Here is a 22,194-nt window from a genome sequence, read left to right on the forward strand (position 1 = left end):
CTTATTTGACCTTTTCCTCTTCTTTTACTATTTCTACAACTTCCTCTATCTTGCAATCCAATGCCAAGCAAATCTTTTCTAATGACTCTAAGTTCACATAAGAGTTTTTGCTCATTCTTGAAACTATGTTGCTTGTTATGTTTGCAGCTCTTTTTAAGTCTTCTTTGTTCATTTCTCTTTCTACCAATAAGTGCCATAATGGTTTATAAGAAATTGCCATATTATTACCCCTTATCCGTTTTATTGTTAAGATATATTATATCATAAATAGACTGATAAGTCACTTTAGCCTATTTTATACTTGTGCTTACGTTAGTATTTATTGAGATAGTCCTTGTTTTTTTCCTTGTCCCACTTGGAACTGCTCCAAATCAGACGGTCTCCAAGGGACGTCTAAATCATGTAAAGCTATTAATTTATTCTGTACATTTGTACCTGCTCCCATTTTTTGAGTAGAACCTAATAATACTCTTACTTCTCCTTTTCTTACCTTAGAGAACAATTCATCTTTTTGTTTGTCTGTATCTGCTTCGTGGATAAAAGCTATTTCTTCTTTAGGTATTCCCATATTCACTAACTTATTCCTAATATCATCATAGATATTAAATTCTCCATCTCCTTTTGGTGTAGACATATCTGAAAATACTAACTGGGTTGATGAGCTTTCTTTTGTCTTATCCCAGATTGAAAAGATATTTTTAACGCATACATTTACCTTTGAATTAGGATCATCTGGAAGTAGTGGGTTTATTAATCTTTGGTCTAGGGCAAGTTTTTTACCATCATTTGTAATTTTTAGCATATTATCTTCTGTTGGCTCGACTTGATTATTTCTAACTGCGTCAGCTCTATCTGAAATAGCTTCTAGTATTTCTTTTTGTTCCTCAGTAGGTTTTGTTTTAATAACTTCAAAACTTGCTTCTGGTACTGGCAAATTTAACATATCTGAAGTCTTTATATCTGCTACTTCTTTAAACATAGACATCAATTCTGGTAAATTATAAAACTTTGAAAATCTTGTTTTTTGCCTATATCCAGTGCCTTCTGGAGATAATTCAAAGGTATTTTCTGTTTCTCCAAAAGTAGAAGCCCAAGCGTCAAAATGTTCTAATCCTCTTGCCTTTAGATCGTCATATTGAAGGTATCTTTGCATAGTATAAAGCTCTGTCATTGAATTTGATATTGGTGTACCAGTAGCAAATACAACTCCCTTTCCATCTGTCATTTCATCCATATACCTACATTTCATATACATATCTGAAGACTTAAAGGCTTCACTCTGACCGATACCCGCAACATTCCTCATCTTGGTATGCAAGAATAAGTTTTTGTAATTATGAGCTTCGTCTATAAATAACTTATCTACTCCTAGTTCTTCAAAGGTTATTACATCATCTTTTTTAAAGTCATCATTTAGTTTTTCCAGTCTTACCAAGAGTTTCTTCTTTGTCTTTTCCAGTTGTTTTACTGTGAAATTTTCCCCTCTATTTCTTTTATTCTCATCAATAAAGGAAACTATATCATCAATTTGGTCTTGTATATGTCTTACCTGGTATTCCTTAGACATCGGTATTTTTTCAAATTGAGAGTGTCCTATGATGACCGCATCATATTCTCCCGTTGCAATCCTACCAATAAATCTTTTCCTATTTTTGGGTTGAAAGTCTTTTTTATCGGCCACCATAATATTTGCTGACGGATATAACTGCATAAACTCCCTACCAATTTGAGTAGTTAGATGGTTAGGAACTACAAATAATGATTTACTTGCAAGTCCTAACTTTTTAGATTCCATAGCAGAAGCTACCATTTCAAAAGTCTTTCCTGCTCCTACTACATGGGCAAGTAGTGTATTTCCACCATAAAGAGTCCTTGCTATGGCGTTTTTCTGATGTTCTCGTAGTCTGATTTCAGTATTCATTCCATCAAAAGTTAAGTTAGAACCATCAAATTCTCTATTTCTAATTGAATTGAATTTTTCATTATAAATCTTCTCTAGCCTATATCTTCTATCAGGATCTTCAAATATCCAATTCTTAAATTCTTCTTTAATCAATTCCTGCTTTTGACTTGCAAGCATAGTTTCTTTTTTATTTAATACAGAAGTCTTAGACCCATCATCATTTATTACTTGGTCAAATACTTTTGTATCTTTTAAATTAAGAGCGTTCTCAATTAGCTTATAGGCATTCACTCTACTTGTACCATAAGTCATGTTAGCAAGGTCATTAGTTGAGTCAACACTCTTACCTTCAATATTCCATTCACTTGTATGTGGTGAGAACCTAACATTTATATTCCACCTATCATAGCCTGGTGTTTTTAAAAGATTAAAAGTAAAGTCTTCTATATCTTTTTGAGGTATCCAGGTTGCTCCTAACCTTACATTTATATCAGAAGCAGTTAGTTCTTCAGGCATAACTTCTTGTAATTTTTCTCTTTGATATTTGAGTTTGCCTAACTCGTTTAATAATGTGTCTTTCTTTTCAGAAGGTGCTAAATCTATTACATTTTCAATTTCTCCGATATATGAATTGAGGTAGCCAATTTTTTCTCTAATATTGCCACTTAAATATTCATCAGCTGATACATATGAAAAATGAAAGGGATCGTCATTGTTAAAGTTTTCAAAGGGCATTCTGTTATTTATTAGGTCTGTATCCTTAATATCTAAAAATATCTCGCCTTCTAGCTCACCAATTAAGGTGTCCCTATCTTTACTTGTGATAGATTCCATATATTCAAAGTCTACATATCCTTTTTGTGAAACTGATAAGACTAAGGCTTCAAGGGAAGTATCTACATGATCTACTACCTTTGCCTTTGTTATTGTTCTTTTTGAAAATATATCACTCTTAGCTTTGAAATTATCCTCATCATCAAGTATTTCTATTGATGATACTAAAGGAAAGTTTGAGTCTTCCTTTAAGGCTCTAGTGTTTGATAAGGAGTTAATAAAGCCATGTTTCTTTGAAAAGTTATCATAGACTTCATTTAACTTTGCTTGTGACTCTTTTATTTCTTCATCAGAAAAATCGTCCTTTTGTTTTTCTATTACATCTTTTAAAGCATTCATTACATCAAGGTAATCTTTTATCTTTTCTTTGCTTTTGTCTGATATATTCTGCTTAATTAAGACTGAGTTTTCTCTTAGGTAGACCTCTTCATCAATAATAGTGTAAGAAAAGTTTTTAACATCGTCTGTTGCTGGAAGACTTAATTCTTCATATTCCAATAGTTCAACTTCTTCATATTTTGAATTTGAAGATATTTCCTTACTTGCAAGATCCATTAAATCTTTTAGATTTTCGTCTTCTTTTTCATCACAAGTAATAGTATTTCCAAATCTTCCAGATACTTCTTTCATATCCCCTAATACCATTTGAGGATTATCTACAAAGTATTTATTATAAGTCAAACCCTTTTTATCAGTTGCTAGGTGTATCCAATCGTCATCTCTTTCTATAACTGAATCTCTCTTCTTTAAGAAAATAATATCTGATGTAACTTCTGTACCAGCAAGTCCTTTAAATGTTGTATTAGGAAGCCTCATAGCTCCTAAAAACTTACATCTTGCATTAATATATTTTCTAACAGATTCATCTTTTTTATCCATAGTTCCAGATGATGTTATGAAGGCAATAATTCCTCCATTCCTAACCTTATCTATAGACTTTGCAAAAAAATAATCGTGAATCAGAAAGTTATTTCTGTTATATTCACGATCGTTAACTTTAAAATCTCCAAAGGGAACATTTCCTATAACTAAATCAAAGAAATTGTTTGAAAAGTTTGTTTCTTCAAAGCCTTTAATTTGAATGTTAGCTTCAGGATAAAGTTCCCTTGCTATTCTTCCGCTTAGACTATCTTTTTCTACTCCATAGACTTTAGAGCTTTGTATTTCACTTGGCATACTTCCAATAAAATTACCGACTCCTGCAGATGGTTCAAGGATATTCCCAGTCTTAAAACCCATATCTGTTATGGTCTTATATATTCCATCCATTACCTCTCTAGGTGTATAAAATGATGTTAGAGTAGACTCTTTAGCATTCAAATACTCATCATTTGTTAGATTTTCTTTTAAAATATTTCTTGCTTCAAGCCATTGTCCTCCCTTTTCTTCATCAAAGACATCGGCAAGACCACCCCATCCTAGATAATCAGCAAGATAGGCTTGTTCATACTCTCTTGGACTCCTATTTTCATTTTCAAGTCTTTTGAGCATCTTAATAGCTTTTATATTTTTATCTAGCTTTTCTGATGGTGTTAGGTATTCTGAGTAGATATGATTTTTCAAGTCATAATTTCTAGCAAAACTTAGCCTTTCCTTATTAGGTTCATAGCCTAGATTTTTTAAATCCTCTTTACCCCTCAATAAGTTTTCGGCTGCTTCTCTTGGAACATTGTATCTATCCATCATTTGGTCAATTTCAAGATTGTGGTTATCTATAAAGCTTTCTTGCTCTACTTGTCTTTCAATTTGTTTTTCATGCTCAGATAATTTGTATATCTCATAATTTCCACTATCTAAAAGGTCATCAATCTTTCTACTTTCTTCAAATGTTTCACCTTTATATAAAGGGAATTCTTCCCCATTAACTTCTACCTTAGTTCCAGCTTCAATTAAGTTAATTCCATCAAAGGTATTCTTATCTTCTAAAATAAATTCTTTTCCAACCTTTACTGCTAATTTTTCTGATGTTTGAGTTAGATTTTCAAAGATTTCTTCAAGGTATGAATCGTTTCTATATGGAATTACTTCCGAACCCCTAATCATACCTCCCATATACTCCATATTATCTCTAATGGTTACAGTTTTAAGTCCTCCACTTAGTTCATCAAAATCTGTAATGGTAAAGTCCTTATCTTTATATCTAACCTGATCACCTATCTTAAACTTAGGCTCTATCTTTTCCTTAACTTCTTCTTGTGAAGCTTTTTCCTCACTTAGTGCAACTTGCTCTTCTAAATATGAAAATTCACGCTCATTAACTTCTTCACCATCTCCAAGGTCAATTCTATAATGTTCGACAACTTCGCCGTCTACATAGTGATCAAAATAGAATTTGAAATATCCGATATAATCATCAGTCATTTCTCCAAATTCATTTTCTCCATGAGTTTGATTATGGTCTTTAATATCAATATCCTTTTGTCTTAGGATATTGATTAAGTCTTTAGTTACTATCTGCCCACTATAATCGGGAACTAATTCGTGATTTTCATTAAATTCTACAATCCAGTAATCTTTTCTATTTTCAGTGTTTTTGCCATCAAAAAAAGAAGCTTCATCAGCTTCCTTTTCTGGACTTATTTCATTTTCTAAGCTTCCACGTATTCCTTGATTGCCATTTTCTTCACTGTTGCCATCAAGTTGTTCATCTGTCCTTGGTATTCCTCTGGATTCCCTCTCATCATTTTCTCTGTCAATCCTTGTGCTTTCATCATCTTGACTTTCTCTCTCTTGATAAAGTCCACTGCCTGATTCTGAATTTCCTTCAGGTGGTTCAAAAGTGTTTTCTCCTCGTACATTTTCTGAAGTTTCTTCCAGTTCTCCATGTCTTCGCTCCCTACCAGGTAAGACAGTCTTAGAACTGCGTATGTTGGATTCGGAAATCTCTCCATAAATTCCAGATCCTTCTCCATCATGTCCAAGGTTTTCTCTTCGATCTTCATTGCTATTTCTTCTGTCGCTTCCATCTGTGAAAACTCGTCCATCTCTACTTCTTGACCTATCATCTCGTCTATATAAATCATCTTGACCTCCTCTATCTTCATTTATATTTTCTATATCTCTATTATAGTCGGCAGCGGCCCTTTCTGTCAGCAGCCTAGCTCGATCCATTTCCTTAGATTTTTCTATTGTGCTATCTATAATATCTTCGCTAACTCTTGATATTACAAGACCTATCTGTTCTAAAGAAATTGTATTAATCCTAGAAAAATTATTTTTTAAATTTTCCATATCCATAGGATAGGCTGTATTAAACCTATTAGCTATCGCATAGGATATTGAGTCTCTCATAAACTTTTCAAAACTCAGTCTATCCTCTACATCTATTCTCAAATCAGCAATAGCCAAATTAATATATTCATCTCCATAAATTCGACTTAAAGAAAATATATTTTCGTTTAGTGAATCACTAGCTTCAAATGAAGAATCTCTTATTATTTCTTTTAAAGCCTCGTTATGGTTTTCGTGGTCAAACTGCCATAAGCTAACCTCATTAATATTCCTATCCATTGATGTGGTTTGACTAATATCGAAAATATATGAAATTCTTTGATTTACATCACTTCCAACTAAAATTGGAATACCCTTTTGACCTCTCATAACAACTCGACCAAAATATTTCTTCCACATATCAAATGTCGCACAAGCTCTAGCTTCAGGTTCTTTGTTGTATATACTTAGTTGGCTAGAAAAATCATATTTCTGATTGTTACCTATAACTTTTAAGAGTTTTAAATATTCTTTTTCATCTTGTAAAACTTCATACTTTATTGCTTCTTGTATGTTCTTAAAATCATTTACTTGCATTTCCTACCTCCTTTTTTGAGTAATAAAAAAGACGATAGATTTTAAATAATCTACCGTCTATAATGTAATATAATTAAATGACCTATATTAATTCTTTAAGTTTTCCATATAAGTTCAATAATTCGTTAATATCCATATCCATTATAGGCTCATACATAAAAGAGTTTATATGAATATTTTCTGGAGTCATTATATTAACTTCATTAACTATATTAATTTGTTCTTCATTCGCAATCTGCTTATATGCATCAAATAATACCCTGGTCATATTATTAGTTTTATCTACATGATTCAGAAATTCCGCTTTATCTCCTGTTTTCAAATTATTTTTCACTTTCCAATTTAGCATACCATTATAATTATTAATTTTATCTAACATTATTTCCTCAGCTTTAAGTCTACAAGCCATTGATAATAAAACTTTATGCTCGAGCAAATTTAAGTTACTAGTTAAGTTTTCAGTAGTTTCATAAAGCTTTTCTATAACCAGATCATCCTCTTTAAACTCACTTGGTATATCAAATCTCCCTATATATTCTTTATATACTTTCCCTAAAGTTTTAAAATTAATAGTTCCTGAATTTTCTTTTTTGTGTAGTAAATTAGTTAATAGCTCATAATCGCTATCATAATAACTTGAATCATTAACAGATTTATCAAAACTATATTCAATTAGATTCCTAACAAATGGTATAAGTGCAAATAAGGAATATTTATCTGGTTTAGTTTTCCATGTTATAAAAGGTTGTTTTTGATATTTCTCTTCTATCAAATTTAAATCTTGTTTGTTTTCAACGATAAATCTAGATGTACGAGGTACATTTAGTCTAGAAGAAATTGTTCTATAAAAATCAAAATTATGAGATAAAATTATCATTCTAAAATTATCAATTGTTGCCATTTCATACAAATATTCTACAATAGCATACTTATTTTTATAATCAAAAGAATCTGCTATATCGTCTACTATAAATAGGACTTCATTGCTTTCTTTTTTTATTTTTTCTATGTCAAATATTATATTTAACAAATATAAAGATCTTTTCTCTCCTTGACTTAACACGTCTAATTTTTCTAAATTTGATCTATCTAAACTTGCTTGATTTTCACCCTTTTCAAATATAAACTCCACACGTGGTAGGTTTTCTCCTATTATCGCTCCCTTTAAATTTGATATTTTCATCTTATATGGAACAGTGAACCTATCTTCAAATATTTCTAAAGAACGATTCCACAATGTATTGTCTATATTGAGATTTTTAATATTCTCCTCTAATTCTTTATATATCTCTAATAAATCATCAAAAGATTTCTTTTCTTTCTTTATATATGAAGTCCATAATTCTTTTTTTAAATTATCTAAATTTTCTATTTTCAAAAACTCTATTAGTTCAGGATTGTTTTCTATTGTATCTCTTAATAATATGCCTTTTGTATCACTTAGTAACTTTTCTATCTGTTGAAATTCTGGAATATCTTTAATTTTCCCCTCTATTTCATATATTTTCTCTTGTAGTTCATCATTATTACCAATTACTATGCTATTATTTAAATTAAGTTTATTATCTCTTACAAAAAAATTATCTGAATCTAAATTTTTTGCAACATTCTTCAATTTTGGAAATGTGAATTGACCTTTTTCAAAAAAAGTATAACTACTGTATATAGTTTCAGCAGCTTCACAAAACTCTTTTATTTTATTTTGAAAACTACTGTCTTTTATTTTTTTAATTACACTATCATCAAAAATTGTAGAGTATTTAACATTAGGTAAATACGTTTTATTTTCAGCTTCACATAATTCTTTCAAGCTTAATAAAAAACTTTTTTCACTTAAATTCATGTCAGAAACTACTGTAGGCTCTAATTCATAAATTTTTCTTCCTTGTTGTGTTTTTTCAATTTTTAATCCTGAATATTGCACTAACTTTTTTAAAAAATTATTTTTTTGCTTTAATAAAGTTGTGATAGATTTTTTTGTTTTTTCGTCTACTAATAAATCTGCTACACTACTAGATTCATAATAATTCTCAAAGCTTTTTATTACAAACACTTGCTCTTTTCTTATATCTTGTCCATCTATGCTCACATTAACTTCTGCTTTTATATCGAATATTTCATCACGTATTTCGTCAGCTTTACCATCTTGAATTTTCTTAAAAGTTTTTGCAAAAGAAGTTTTCATCAATCCATTTTTTGCATATACTGTAATCACATTTGTATTTGTAAAATCAAATTCATGGTTAAACTCATCTATTCCTTAACAATTCTTTAATTTACATTCTAGAATATCCATATCATATCCTCCTGTCTTTTATTTTATTATATCATTCACAATAATAAGTTTGCACTAACATGCATTATTGAACTAATAATGCACATTAAAACATCAACCACAATAGAATTGCCGGCCTGCTTATATAGTTTGCTTGAAGTGCAATTTTTTCTTCTTGAATGCACTTCCTCTAATTTGTCTATATCACTATCATCAAAACCCATGAGTCTTAGGCATTCTCTTTCTGTTAAATACCTATACCTACCATTTCCAATATCTATTATTCCAGAATTAGGTACTCTCATTTGTTTTGTAGAAATAGTATAAGAAAAATCTTTAATCACTTTGAGTCGCCCTCTAAAACTGTTATCTATGCTTTTATTTAAAAATTTCAGCATATAGGGTTGGGTCATTGTATAAAGTTCACTTACATCCTTTTCTAAAAATTCACTTAGTGGTCTAGTTTCTTTCCTCTCCAATTTATTAAAAGAAAAGTTATTTGCTCCTAGACATGAAACAACAAATATCCTCTCCCTTTTTTGAGGTATCCCAAAGTCCATTGCATTTAAAATTTCATACTTACTTTCATATCCAAGGTCTTCTAACTCCTTTAGATAAATAAACAAGGAGTCCCTCATATTTCTATCAAGGACTCCTTTTACATTTTCCCAAATTATCCATTTAGGTTTATCTTTCATTTCTTTGATTATTCTAATTGTTTCAAATAGTAAGCTTGATCTAGTTCCTGAATTCTTTACTCCTCCTTGCTTTTTCCCTATTCTTGAAAAGTCTTGGCAAGGACTTCCATGCATAATTAAGTCTATCTTCTCATTAGGAGCTTTATATCCTACTACTGATTTTGGCTTATAAGCCTCTCCATAAAGTGCGTTGTATGATTTAACACAAGCCTTATCTATTTCTACATAATCAACTACTTCATAAGATATCTTTAAATTAATAAAAGCCTTTCTAATAGCACCTATGCCACCGAAAAGCTCCAATATTTTTACCTTATTCATTTAGATTATTCTTGTACCTATCTACAAGCTCCCTTATACTATCTTCTATTTCTCTTAAAAAGTCTTCTTTATCTACTTCACCAGAGCTAATCTTTGCAAGTTTCATTTCCCATTCAGATGTTGTTTTAGCTGACTTAAACTTATCCTCTACAATTGATACAAGTCTATTGCCTTTTTCTGTTACAAGTAGATTTTTCTTATCTCTTCTTATAAGGTCCTTATGGATAAGATTTTCAATAATTCCTGCTCTTGTAGCTGGTGTTCCTAAGCCTTTTCTCTCCACTTCTATATCTTTATCCAGTGATTCAATCCCTGCATTCTCCATAGCCTTTAAAAGTGTATCTTCATTATAATGACTTGGAGCTTTTGTAAATTTCTCCGATATATTTTTAGAAGTTAGCTTAATTTTATCTCCAGTCTTTACATCTGGTAATTCATTTTCTTGCTTTTCTTTTCCATAAGCCTTTAGATACTTGGTATAACCTTCATCGATTATAGTCTTTCCACTTGCATTGAAGTTAAATTTATCATATTCATATCTGATTTTTCTACTAGATTCCTTTAAGTTATCCGAACATGAAGCAAGTAGTTTATCCTTAATTAGATTATAGACTTTGCTTTCTTTATCAGATAAATCTTTAACTTTTCCAATACCTGATATAGTAGGAATAATCGCATAGTGGTCTGTAACCTTAGATGAATTAAAAATAGACTTAAAGTTTGATTCGTTGATTTTAAAACCTTCTTCAAGTCCTTCTAATAATTCTTTCATAGTAGTAACCATATCATCGGTTAAATACCTGCTATCTGTTCTTGGGTATGTGATTAGCTTTTTTTCATACAGACCTTGTGCCATATTTAAAGTGTCATTTGCTGAATATCCAAAATATTTATTTGCTTCTCTCTGTAAGGTAGTGAGATCATAAGGCTTATCTGGTTTTGTGCTTATTTCTTTATCCTCTACCTCTGTAATAACTATTTCATCTTCTATCAAGTTTAAAAGTTGCTCTGCCACTTCGATTTTATCAATCCTATCTGATACAAGTTTCAATCCTTTATAAGATAGGTCAACTGTATAATATTTTTGCTTCTTAAATAGATTTATTTCACTATCCCTTTTAGCTATTAAATATAGAGTTGGTGTTTGTACTCTACCAACTGAATATGTTTCCTTGTAAATGCAAGAATAAAGCCTACTTAAATTCATTCCTACCAGCCAATCAGAGGTAGCTCTTGCACTTGCCGATCCATATAAGTCTTCAAATTTTTCTCCGTCTTTAAGATTTCTAAAACCATCTTCAATAGCTTTGTTTTCCATTGAAGATATCCAAAGTCTTTGAATTTTCTTCTTACATTTAGCTTGATTATATACAAGCCTAAAAATAAGTTCTCCCTCTCTTCCAGCATCACAAGCATTTATAACTGTGTCGATATTCTTATCGTTTAAAAGTTTCTTTAAAACTCCATATTGTTTTTTAGTGCTTTTAGATACTTCATAAATATATTCTTCTGGAATTATAGGAAGATTTTCTATTGTCCATTTCTTCCATTTTTCGTCGTGTCTTTCTGGACTTGCCATTTGAATTAAATGACCGACACACCAAGAAACAATGTATCCATTCCCCTCATAATATCCGTTTTTTCTTGTTCTTGCTCCAATTACTTTTGCAATTGTAACTGCTACGCTTGGCTTTTCTGCTATTACTAATTTCATTAATACCTCCATAAATAAAAAAAGAGCGAAAGATTTCTCTCTCGCTCAAACTTTTAAAAATTATTATAATAGTTCATCTTCATCGTCTTCATCTAAAGATTCTTCATTACTTTCTTCATTGTCAGATTCATCTTCTGACTCACTAATATAATCCTTATCATCTTCTTCAAAGTCTTCCAACATTTTATCTTCCTTAGCTTTGACTACCTTAAAATAGTATCCTGCTCCTATAACTCCTCCAATTACAAGTGCAATAATTAGAAATGAACCTATTCCACTTTTCTTTTCTTCTTTTACTGGAACAGTCTTAGGTTCTTCTTTTTTTACTTCTTCTTTCTTAGGCTCTTCAACCTTTATAGTATTTTTGTCTTCTGATTCAATCATATTAAGTAGGTCTTTCTCTCCTACTTCTGTCAATAGCCTTACATTATCTTGATTTGATGAGTGATCCACTATTAGGTGCATAGTTTTTCCACTTTTAGTTTGAAATGTTAAAAATTGTCTCACATCTACTGGATTTTCTTTATCTTTTTCTGTATCTCCACTTGGTGTTATATCTTTTCCATTCCTATCTACATTTTCAATTACTGAACCTCTTGCCTTATTTTCTTGTGTCGCAAGATTATTTACTGCCTTTGTATTACCACCTTTTACAAGTGGGGTTTTCTTTGGAGGATTATTTGAAGGCTTATTTGCTTCACTTGTATTTCCTGGTATTCTTGGAACATCTTGATAAGGAATTTCTTCTTTTGACGGTGTAAAAACATCATCTTTCAACATTTTTTCAAATTCTTCTTTTTGTGGTTCATAGATTGATTCGTTTTGACTTTCTATTTGCCCTTCATTTGTCATTGCAAATGTAGTTGCTGGTACTGTAAATGTAAAAAGGAGTAACGCTATGGCTACTCCTCGTTTAATACTCTTATTCATTTTTCTATCCTTTCTTATTTTACATTTTTAAATACATAGACTGCTTTTCTAGCATTGTCCCATTCTATTGTTTGGTTTTTACCATCTTTAATATCTCCATTACTTGCTCCAAAAGCTTTAGCAATGTTTGAAATTGAAGCATGGATTCTTCCATTTATAATAACTGGCTTAACATCTGAATTGTAGACTTTACCATCTGAATCTTTCATAACACCAGTATCAATATTTAGTCTTAATGTCTTTTTAGCTAGGATATTATTCTCTTTATTGGAGAAAATAGCTTCACGAGTAGAGTTGTCATACTCAACATTAAAACCTAGAGTATAAGCGATATATCTTACTGGAATCATAGTTCTTCCTTGATCCACATAAGTTTTTACATCCATATAGACTGTTGTCTTACCATCTTTGTTGATAATGTTATAAAAGTTTTTGTCAACTTGGAAAACTGCAAATTCTTTTTCATCTTTAACTTGTTTTTTGTATTGTTGTTCCTCTTGCTTTTTCATCTTGTTAAGATCAAATTGATTTAGGATGTTCTTGTCATCAGCTTTCAAAAGTTCATCCCACTTCTTATCTTGAGATTTCTTATCTTCTTTCTTTTCTTTGTTTTCTTTTTGGAGTTTTAGAAGTTCATCTAATTTTTTAGATAGGTCTTGGTTTAGATTTTTATCTTTTTCATCTTTAGCTTGTTTCTCAAGTTCTTCTTTTGCTTTTTTATTTGCTTCCTCGATTAACTTCTTTGCTTCTTCGATTTTCTTATCTAATTCTTCTTTTAGCTTTTTAATTTCTTCTTCAGAAGCTTTTTGTTTTTCTTCTAGTACTTTAATCTTATCTTCTAATTCTTTTTTTGTATTTTCAGAAGATACTTTTAAACTATCAATAGCCTTTTGAAGCTCTTCAATTTTCTTACAGCATTCTGACTTAGAATTTTCTGTCTCTTTCTTTTTAGACTCTAAGTCTCTTATCTTAGCATCTTTTTCATCAAGAGCTTTTTCTAAGTCCTTAATTCTATTATCTTTATCTTCAATTTCTTTAGTCTTCTTTGCAAGTTCCCCTTCTAAAGACTCAAGCTTTTCTTGCATTTCTTTGATTTTATTTTCGTTTTTATCTGTCTTTTCTTTCTCAGCTTCTAACTCCCATTTTGTAGATGAATAATCTTCTTTTAGTTTTGCATTTTCATCTTGTAATCTTTTTAATTCATCTTTAAGCTGAGTAATTTCTGCTATTAGTTCATCATTGTTAGAATTTTTAAGTTCCTCAATTTCTTTATTCAATTGAGCAATCTTATTATCTTTATCTCTAATTTCTTCTTCTAGCTTAGCTTTTTCTTGTTTTAGTTTCTCTCCATTATCTTTGCAAGATTCTAACTTTTCCTTTAATTCATCTATCTTTGTTTGGTCTTCTTGTTTCTTATCATTTAAGTCTTTGATCTGATTTTCCAAGTCCTTAATATTTTTAGTTAAATCATCAATCTTATTGTCCTTTTCATCAATATCTTGCCCTGTTAAATCTGTTTGAGTATCAATGGAATATTTATTTGGATTGTATATAGTCATCTTTCCTTGATACAAATCATTGTTATAATCAAATTCAAGTTCTACACTATCTACGTTCTTATCAAAGACAAACTCTCCATTTTCAAACCTTAATCCATTAGGAATAGATTTGAATCCTTGATTTCCGTTGAAACCAAAATGATTTTCGTAAAATGGATTTTGTTTTGGTCTATACTCAACTTCTTGATTATGGAATACTCCCTTACTGTTAATGTTTGGATTGCCTAAAACTTTTACAGTGTGTAGTTTATTTCTTGAAAAAGCATACTGTTCAATTGTCTTCACAGACTTCGGTATAGTTATTTCTTGAAGGTTATTTCTTTCAAAAGCATTATGTTCAATATTTACCAAAGTATTAGGTAAAGTTACTTCTCTAAGTCCACAATTGAAAAATGCTAAACCACCAAGATAAGTTAGACTATTTGATAGTTTTACTTCATCTATACTTGCTTCGTAAAAGGCAGCATAACCTAAATGCTTAACAGAATCAGGAATAATTACTTTATCCCAATGTTTGCCACGCCCAAATTCTCTTTTATATCTAAGTTCATCGTTTGAATGACTTAAAGAATAATTTCCATTTATAGACTTCGTTTCTTCAGGAAATACTAGAATATTTGTCTTTTCTTTCTTTTCTAAGCCCTTATCACTAAAAGCGATTATATTTCCCTCAGAGGAATACATAAAATCATCTTCCGTCCAAGTAACATCAGACTTTGCAAATGCACTTGTATGCACAGTTGATGTTAAAACTAATAAAAGAGCCATAAAAAAGGCTCTTAGTCTGTTCGTATTAAATTTCTTCATTATGAATGTTCTCCTTTTCTTTTAATTTCTCTTCTCTTTTTCTATCATTGATTTTCTCCATTAATTCTTCCAAGCTAATATTGTTCCTCCTAAGAGTTACAATTATTTCTTCATTTTCAACCTGTATTTCTTCATCGCAAATTTCCTTGTATTTTGCATTTAAATCTTTCAATTTCTCTTCTATTTTTTTCTTTTTGTTTCTAATACTTATAAGCTTCCTGTTCACATAATATCTCCCTTCTATCTAGGTCTTCCAAAACCATAAAAGTGTGATTTCCAATATTTTGAATTTATTGATGTGTATTGAATTGGATCTCCTGCGTGAATCATCATTCCATTACCTGCGTATATTCCTACGTGAGATATTGGTGTTCCACTGTTATATGTTGAATGGAAAAATATAATATCTCCAGGTTGAGCTTCACTTGGACTGACTGGGTTACAATAGTCTTTGTATATTCTCCATGCAGTTGTTCTTGGCATTCTCTTTACACCAGACTTTGTAAATGACCAACATACAAAACCTGAGCAGTCAAAGTTAGATGGTCCACTTGCTCCAAACACATATCTTTTGCCTATATGTTTTTCTGCTTCATTAAATAAGGCTTTGGCAGTAGCTGAATCAAAAGCAAGACCAGGATTTCCAAAGTTTGGATTATCTACTATTTCTCCTAAGTCCCCATTACCTGATCCAAAAACATCTCCCATATTTCCCTTAGCTTCAAGAAGAGCTTCATAATGAACTACATTGTCTGGATAATCTTTAAATATTTCCCTAACAACTTCATCCATTTCTCTTTTCTTTAAAGTTACAATTAACTTTTTATATTCGTACTCTTCTTTTTCATAGCTAGTATAGGGATTACCACGACTATCATATCTAGTTCTTTCTACTGTTCTTGTTCTAATTTCGATTTCTTCCTTAAAATCAAGCTTATACATTTTATCGAAAAGCTCTTTTAAAATTCCTTTTACTTCAGATGCTGATTTTACTTCACCACATCTTGAAGTTATATAGGATAAAAGTTCATGGGTATTATGACCAATTTCTCCATCTTTATTTATAATATATTCGTCATATCCAGGATGACTTGTTTTTACACTTTCGATTTGTGATTGTAGGTCATACACCATTGATGAAAATTCTTGATTAACTTCACTTAGAACTGTATCTTGTGATAGGTATGTTGTTGTCATTACTGAGTTAACAGAGTTACTTAATCCACTCATACCAACACTTCCACCACCAATCATGATTGATAGCATAAGACCTAGTCCTATTACTAGAAATAGAACCATCTTACTTTTTCTTACGATTAGCTCTTTAGAAGCCTTACCTAAACTTAAAATAGCTTTTTTAACTCTATCTACCAGTCTTGTTTCGTGCTTTTTAGCTATCATGCTTTTCATTTGTTTTCTTTGGTAAAACTTCTTAAATCTATTTTTCTTTATATAGGAGTCTGACTTTTTTAAATCTTCCAAGCCACTTTTAAACTCCAACTTGCTTTTTCTATTTCTTATTTTCTTATCAAGTGTAGATAGCTTTTTTAATGACTTTTTCTTTTTGTCTAACTTATACTTCCTTATTCCATGCTGAAGTTTAGAGCTTACATTAGCGGCCTTTTCTCCAGATTCTACACCAGTATTATCAGATCCTGAACTTAAATAATCTCTCACTAACTCTGATGACTTAGCTCCAGATAATAAAACCCCAGAAGATAGACTTCCTTTAGTTTTATTCTTTAAAATATTATCCTTTAGCTTGCTTTTAGACTTTTCAAGCTCTCCAATCTTTTTATCTGATATAAAGTCTTTAACATCTTGTGCCTTCTTAGAATCTTTCGGTGTAACTTTCTTAGATTCATTTTTTAAGTCATCGATTTTCTTTCGAGTAAATTTATCACTTTCATAATTTTTTCTCTTGTAGTAAGTCTTCTTTTTATTAACTTTCTTTTGTTCTGAAGGTTTAAGGCTTGTTTCTTTTTCATCTTTTATAAATTCTTGATTATTGTCTTTAAACTCAGGATTATCAAAAGTTTTATCTGTATCAACTTCGTTTAGCTTATTTTCTTTATCTTTTTCTTTAGAAATTTTCTCCTTATCTCTAAACTTCTTTTCTTGATAAAGTTTCTGTTTTCGCTTTTTATCGATATTAGCATTACTGTCGTTCTTGCTCACTTCATCTTTAACAAGCTTATCTTTTCTATATATTCTCTTGCTTTTCTCTGCTTCGATAGGTTTATCTTCACTTGTCTGGATTCGCTTAGACTCTTTCTCGTTGATTTTGTCTTGGAATTTATCCTTACTATGGATAAGTTTATCCTCATAATTTTTAAGAACTTTTCTTTTACTTGATGCCTTCTTATTGCTTATTGGTTGAGCGTTAGCTGAAATATCATCTGTTGTTAATTTATTAGAATTAATATTTCTACTGTTTTCACTATCAAAATTTACTTTTTTGAAGTCTACATCTAAGTCTTCATCAAGTTTAATGCTTTCATCTGTCCTTATTTCAAGATTAGTTTGTTTTGTTTCTTCAACCTTATCCTTATTATCTAAAACTTCTTTTCTGATTCTTTCCTTGTTTTTAGCCTTCTGAAAATCTTTTAGTTTATCTTGTTTTTGATCTTTAGCTAATACATTCTCATGAATAAGTTTAGATTCTTTTTCTGAAATTTTATCTCCGAACCTATCCTTATTCTTAATAATCTTATTGGTATAATCATCTGAATGAACAAGTTTACTATCCATATTCTTTTCAGGAGCGTCCCTATTTCGTATAATTTTCTTTTGAAAATCTTTTTTTAATTTTTTATCCATATCACACCTACTTAGCTTCTTCTGGTTTTGTTGTCATTAGCTTATATAGCATGGTGTCTTTAGGGAATTTATCTATAAATGGAACAATAGTATTTCCGAAGAATAAGAGTCCTTCACCTGCATTTGAATTAGTAATATAGTTTAACTGATAAGGCGATATTTTTAATTTCTTAGCAAGAATATCTCTATCCCCAGATGCTTGATTTAACATTAGAACAAAGTCTGTATTGTCAAAGATATTTTCAATTTCCTGACTTGTTAAAAGGTCTTTTACGTTTTGAGTTATGCCTGTTGGAATACCTCCCCATTTTCTAAATCTTTTCCAGATTTCTACTGAATATGAAGCAGTTTGTGGATCTTTTAATAAAAGGTGGAACTCATCTATATAGTATCTTGTAGACTTGCTTCCTCTATTTAGGGAAACCTTGTTCCAAACTTGGTCTTGAATTACAAGCATACCTATTTTTTTAAGTTGTGTTCCTAGCTCTTTTATATCAAAACAGAGCAGTTGCCTATTTAGGTCAACATTTGACCTATTATTAAATACATTAAGACTTCCCTTAACATAAATTTCCATTTCTGTTGCGAGCTTCCTACCGACTCCCTCTTCTTGAGATAGGAGCATATCGTATAAATCTCCTAATATCGGCATATTTTCTGGTTTTGGGTCTTCAAAATATTTTTGATATATCTTTGGTAAGCACCTATCTATAACTGATTTTTCTGCAGCAGTAAGACCAGATCCTCCTACTACAAGTTCAAGCATAGACATTATGAAATTTGCCTTATCCTTTAAAGGTGCGTCCCCATCTCCATAGTTCATATTTATATCTAGTGGATTTAGATAGTCCTTTGACTTTGCTGAAACTTTAATAACTTCTCCATTAAATTGTTTTACAAGGTTTGAATACTCGCCCTCAGGATCACAAATAATTACATCATCATCTGTGACAAGAATTGCATTTGCCATCTCTCTCTTTGCCGAGAAAGATTTACCAGAACCTGGTGTTCCTAATATTAGTCCATTAGGGTTCTTTAGTTTCTTCCTATCTGCCATAATCAAGTTTTGACTAAGGGCATTTAAGCCATAATACAAGGAATTTGCCGAATCAATAAATAGCTCTTCTGTTGTAAAAGGCATAAATACTGCCGTTGATGACGAAGTTAAAAATCTTTTTATTTCGACTTGATTAACTCCTAAAGTTAAGACAGAAACAAGTCCTTGTTCTTGTTGATGAGATAATCTTTTTACCTGACAATTATGTCTGTTAGCAATTGATGAAATTTGAGCAATGGTATTTTCTAATTTTTGATTAGTCCTAGCAAAATTCATCATTACTATGGTAACTACAAAGAGCCTTTCATCTCTATTTTGTAAGTCAGATAACATGGACTTAACATCAGCCCCAAAAGTATTTATATCTGATGGAATAATATCCATATCATACCCAGCACGAACTGCTTTCTTTTGTTCTTCAATTTTCATTCTATCCAGGTCTGTGTTTTTTCTCTTAATGAGTTTAATGGCTTCTGCTTGTTCAACTACATCTATATGAAAAGCTACATAAATATTGTCATCAATATCTAAAAACTCAGATAACATTCTGTCTGATAACTCACTTGCAAGTATTTGAAAATGACTTACTGCTCCAATATATTTGCCAAACTTAAAATTATTTGCTGGTACAAAATTAAAGATATTGGGAGTTATATGTGATTTTGTAGACTCTTTTTTCTTCAAATCTTTATATGAAAAATCAAAGTTTTTGTCTGGATTTAACATATCGTGAACAAGTCTTAATCTTTCTTCGCCATCAAGACTTTCTGCTCTTACCCCCATAGATTTAAAGTTAGATAAAATATCTACTTCAAGTCTATTTAACTTTGCTCTTGCTTGCTCTAGATTATCGGCTTCTGTTGTAAAGGTTATATACTTCATCTTTTTAAGTCCGTTATTGCCCTTTGCAAGTTGAAGCTTTAACATTTCCCTAAACTCTTTTCTTACATCGTCATAGAAGTCTCCTTTATCAGCAATTTTAATTGCATCTTGTAGGTCTCTATTTCTTCCTAATTGATTTACATATGAAAGTTCAATGTGGACACTTGGATCAAAAGAATTTAAAAAGTTGGCAAATTGGTTAAAGATTAAATCTCTATCTTCTTCCAATGCCAACTGGTAATTTATATCTTGAAATGAAATTGTCTTTGAATAATTTTTTTCATCTAACTGGCAAATGCCCTCTGGTAACATTCTTATATATGGAATAGTATCCTCAACTGTAAATCTCTTTTTCTCTTTCTTTAAAAGTACACTTAGAAGACTATTTGTCGGATCTTTCTTTGTTTTTAGCCTTCTTACTTCCTTTCGGTCTTTTTTTAATTGTTTTTCCCTTAGATTTAAGTCGCTGATTTGCTTTTTTCTTTGCTTCAAGGTATGCCTCCTTTCTTATTCTCTTAGTTGGTTGATAAAACTTATGAAGATAGAAAAATTTAAAATATTTTTCAAAAGTTAAGGTGTCTTTTTCATATAAGGTTATAAAAAAGATTGGAAGGGTTACTATTAGCATTACAATAATTGAAACATCATTAGGTAGATATTTCTTAATAAATAAATAGGTTGGTATGCCAATTAGTCCTGCCACAGAAAAACCTATAAGTTGTCTTTTAGTTAAGTTAAAGGCAACCTTTGTTTTAATCTTGTCCAAATCTTTTGGTATTGGTACATACGCCATTTTAATCTCCCTCTACTTCTTCTTTGGAAAGTTCAAGTATATGGTCATAATTAGATATTGTTTCTTCTTCTAGGTAGCTAATTCTTTCTTCTAATTCTTCTTGTTTTTCTTCATTTCTGTCATTGTATTCGCCTTGATACATAACAAATTCATTGTGACATCTTCCGAGTCTATTTATTCTCCTCTTTAAGTTTCTAATCTCTTCATTTCTTTTTTCCTCTTTTAAGATTTCATAAGTTCCTCCTAATAAAATTCCAAGTCCCAATAAAGCACAATTTTTCTTTTTTAACATTTATTCCTCCTAGTGCGTATTCATAATACTTTTTGCAACTGTTCCACTCTTAAACATCATAAGTCCAAGTAGTAGAGCATATCCTAATATACTAAACAAGCTTGCGTGAATATCTGTAATCTGTACCGTTCTTATTAAAACGGTGTAGATACCTAAACATACCATCAAAAACAAACCTTGTAGTCCCAAGGCAAAAAGTCCCTTGATATAATTTGTTCCAATCTGACCCCATTCTTTATTTCCCATAGTCGCAAATGGTATGGATGATACTGATGAGTAGACATATATTTCAAACATACGCCCATATACTATTAAGGTAATAGTTAAAGATATACATTGAATTGCAATCCTTACAAGGCTTGTTTCAACTAATATCATTAAAAGCTCACCTATTTCTTTTTCTTTTAATGTATCAACCATTGCAACTATCTGATCTCCTGAAACAGTGGCAGAAGTAGTGATTACCCCTGCCGCTTTGTTTACAAGATTTTGTGCCACATCAAAGACTGCCATTGAAAATTCAAAGGCATGGCTTGCAAGGTAGACTGCTATAAACATCTTTATAATGTATTTGAAAAACTCAAAAGTATCTGTATCGTGCATATTATTCTTTTGCATAACCATATTTATGAGTTCAATACATAAAACTGCTGTTATGATAAGACCTGCTATTGGAACGATCACATTATCATTAATGTTTTTTATGAAGTTATACACTTCTCCATTCCAACCCATTGGTGTCTTCCCAACATCAGTTGCAATAACTCCTACCTTGTCATTTATATCTAAGAACATGGACTCAAGATTTGCTTTGATACCTCCGAGTAGCATATCCTTAAAAAATTCAGTTAGCTTGTCAAAGATACCAAACATAGACTTTCTCCTATTTTAAAGCATTTGCAAGTAGTGGAATTAATTTAATACCGATTAGTACAATTCCCCCACCAGCCATAAGCTGCTTAATACCTTGAGATTTAGCACCAGGGTTATCATTACCATAACCTTCCATTAAGTTAATAACTCCCCATGCTCCTAAACCTGCACCAATTGCAGTTACAAGTGTCTTTAAAACTCCAACTCCAGCTGTAAAAAATTCCATATTATTCCTCCTCGTTTTCTTTCTTATTTTCTATTTTATTTAGTGATTTAACTATAAAATTCTTGTAGACCTTATCTCCTTTTTTGTTTTCTTTGAAATATCCAAAGACATGGATTAGATCTCCTTTATCTAATTCTTTTGCACGTTCGCTTTTTTCTCCGTAGACTGAACAATTTATATATTCTTTTCCTTTACCATATTTTTTAATGAGAGTAAAATTTGCTACATCTACTTTTTCTCCATCTCTTTCAAATTCTGATAATTCCACTTCTTTAACTAAATTTGCATTAATATTTATCATTTCTCTATCCATTAATTTCTTCTCCTTAATCTATAAATTTCAATTAAAAAAGCGACTGGATCTATTTATTTCCAATCGCTATACATTATTCCTTATTAAATT

The 22,194-nt window shown here is 30.7% G+C and carries 14 protein-coding genes and 2 pseudogenes; all 16 read right to left on the reverse strand.

Translation table 11 applies throughout. The annotated features are described in order from the left end of the window. Nucleotide 1: 1 nt before the first annotated feature. Nucleotides 2-220: a helix-turn-helix domain-containing protein gene (locus DBT50_RS08915; RefSeq protein ID WP_111853410.1), complete on the reverse strand. Its 219-nt coding sequence runs from the start codon at nucleotides 218-220 to the stop codon at nucleotides 2-4. 99 nt (nucleotides 221-319) lie between these two features. After that, nucleotides 320-2,455 (reverse strand): annotated as a pseudogene (locus DBT50_RS09660) (DEAD/DEAH box helicase family protein); the annotation flags it as partial. Nucleotides 2,456-2,664: 209 nt separating this feature from the next. Beyond that, nucleotides 2,665-4,273, reverse strand: a pseudogene (locus tag DBT50_RS09665) (Eco57I restriction-modification methylase domain-containing protein); the annotation flags it as partial. Nucleotides 4,274-6,626: 2,353 nt separating this feature from the next. Continuing rightward, nucleotides 6,627-8,759: an ATP-binding protein gene (locus DBT50_RS08925; protein ID WP_220091902.1), complete on the reverse strand. Its 2,133-nt coding sequence runs from the start codon at nucleotides 8,757-8,759 to the stop codon at nucleotides 6,627-6,629. Nucleotides 8,760-8,875: 116 nt separating this feature from the next. After that, nucleotides 8,876-9,838, reverse strand: a complete 963-nt coding sequence (locus DBT50_RS08930) for a DNA cytosine methyltransferase (protein WP_002836657.1) — start codon at nucleotides 9,836-9,838, stop codon at nucleotides 8,876-8,878. Next, nucleotides 9,831-11,552 carry a DNA topoisomerase 3 gene (locus tag DBT50_RS08935; protein WP_035109583.1) on the reverse strand — a complete coding sequence of 574 codons (1,722 nt, stop codon included), beginning with the start codon at nucleotides 11,550-11,552 and terminating at the stop codon, nucleotides 9,831-9,833. The genes DBT50_RS08930 and DBT50_RS08935 overlap by 8 nt, the downstream gene beginning before the upstream one ends. 63 nt (nucleotides 11,553-11,615) lie before the next feature. After that, nucleotides 11,616-12,482, reverse strand: coding sequence for a CD1107 family mobile element protein (locus DBT50_RS08940; RefSeq protein WP_002836659.1), 867 nt, complete (start codon nucleotides 12,480-12,482; stop codon nucleotides 11,616-11,618). 14 nt (nucleotides 12,483-12,496) lie between these two features. Next, the gene (locus DBT50_RS08945) at nucleotides 12,497-14,848 is read right to left on the reverse strand and encodes a leucine-rich repeat protein (protein ID WP_111853412.1); all 2,352 of its coding nucleotides are present in this window, start codon (nucleotides 14,846-14,848) and stop codon (nucleotides 12,497-12,499) included. Next, nucleotides 14,835-15,074 (reverse strand): hypothetical protein, encoded by a 240-nt coding sequence (locus DBT50_RS08950; protein ID WP_001080402.1) that lies wholly within the window; start codon nucleotides 15,072-15,074, stop codon nucleotides 14,835-14,837. Before DBT50_RS08950 ends, DBT50_RS08945 begins: the two co-directional genes overlap by 14 nt. 14 nt (nucleotides 15,075-15,088) lie before the next feature. Continuing rightward, nucleotides 15,089-17,668, reverse strand: coding sequence for a CD1108 family mobile element protein (locus DBT50_RS08955; RefSeq protein WP_111853413.1), 2,580 nt, complete (start codon nucleotides 17,666-17,668; stop codon nucleotides 15,089-15,091). Between the two features lie 7 nt (nucleotides 17,669-17,675). Next, nucleotides 17,676-20,099 carry a VirB4-like conjugal transfer ATPase, CD1110 family gene (locus tag DBT50_RS08960; RefSeq protein WP_002836672.1) on the reverse strand — a complete coding sequence of 808 codons (2,424 nt, stop codon included), beginning with the start codon at nucleotides 20,097-20,099 and terminating at the stop codon, nucleotides 17,676-17,678. Next, the gene (locus tag DBT50_RS08965) at nucleotides 19,990-20,400 is read right to left on the reverse strand and encodes a PrgI family protein (protein WP_005956341.1); all 411 of its coding nucleotides are present in this window, start codon (nucleotides 20,398-20,400) and stop codon (nucleotides 19,990-19,992) included. Before DBT50_RS08965 ends, DBT50_RS08960 begins: the two co-directional genes overlap by 110 nt. Nucleotide 20,401: 1 nt before the next feature. Further along, entirely contained in the window at nucleotides 20,402-20,692 is a 291-nt protein-coding gene (locus DBT50_RS08970) for a hypothetical protein (protein ID WP_111853414.1), read from the reverse strand. Between the two features lie 9 nt (nucleotides 20,693-20,701). Next, a complete protein-coding gene (locus DBT50_RS08975; protein WP_000466919.1) occupies nucleotides 20,702-21,565 on the reverse strand; it encodes a VirB6/TrbL-like conjugal transfer protein, CD1112 family in 864 nt (287 codons plus the stop codon). A gap of 10 nt (nucleotides 21,566-21,575) precedes the next feature. Further along, nucleotides 21,576-21,791 (reverse strand): Maff2 family mobile element protein, encoded by a 216-nt coding sequence (locus DBT50_RS08980; protein ID WP_000394203.1) that lies wholly within the window; start codon nucleotides 21,789-21,791, stop codon nucleotides 21,576-21,578. Between the two features lies 1 nt (nucleotide 21,792). Further along, nucleotides 21,793-22,104, reverse strand: coding sequence for a single stranded DNA-binding domain-containing protein (locus DBT50_RS08985; RefSeq protein ID WP_002839977.1), 312 nt, complete (start codon nucleotides 22,102-22,104; stop codon nucleotides 21,793-21,795). Nucleotides 22,105-22,194: the final 90 nt, after the last annotated feature.

This window comes from Aerococcus tenax, assembly GCF_003286645.3.
GTDB classification, from domain to species: Bacteria; Bacillota; Bacilli; order Lactobacillales; family Aerococcaceae; genus Aerococcus; species Aerococcus tenax.

Coding starts and splice junctions, on each gene's coding strand:
- DBT50_RS08915 (WP_111853410.1), bottom strand. CDS start 220: ATGGCAATTTCTTATAAACCATTATGGCACTTATTGGTAGAAAGAGAA.
- DBT50_RS08930 (WP_002836657.1), bottom strand. CDS start 9,838: ATGAATAAGGTAAAAATATTGGAGCTTTTCGGTGGCATAGGTGCTATT.
- DBT50_RS08935 (WP_035109583.1), bottom strand. CDS start 11,552: ATGAAATTAGTAATAGCAGAAAAGCCAAGCGTAGCAGTTACAATTGCA.
- DBT50_RS08940 (WP_002836659.1), bottom strand. CDS start 12,482: ATGAATAAGAGTATTAAACGAGGAGTAGCCATAGCGTTACTCCTTTTT.
- DBT50_RS08945 (WP_111853412.1), bottom strand. CDS start 14,848: ATGAAGAAATTTAATACGAACAGACTAAGAGCCTTTTTTATGGCTCTT.
- DBT50_RS08955 (WP_111853413.1), bottom strand. CDS start 17,668: ATGGATAAAAAATTAAAAAAAGATTTTCAAAAGAAAATTATACGAAAT.
- DBT50_RS08965 (WP_005956341.1), bottom strand. CDS start 20,400: ATGGCGTATGTACCAATACCAAAAGATTTGGACAAGATTAAAACAAAG.
- DBT50_RS08970 (WP_111853414.1), bottom strand. CDS start 20,692: ATGTTAAAAAAGAAAAATTGTGCTTTATTGGGACTTGGAATTTTATTA.
- DBT50_RS08975 (WP_000466919.1), bottom strand. CDS start 21,565: ATGTTTGGTATCTTTGACAAGCTAACTGAATTTTTTAAGGATATGCTA.
- DBT50_RS08980 (WP_000394203.1), bottom strand. CDS start 21,791: ATGGAATTTTTTACAGCTGGAGTTGGAGTTTTAAAGACACTTGTAACT.
- DBT50_RS08985 (WP_002839977.1), bottom strand. CDS start 22,104: ATGGATAGAGAAATGATAAATATTAATGCAAATTTAGTTAAAGAAGTG.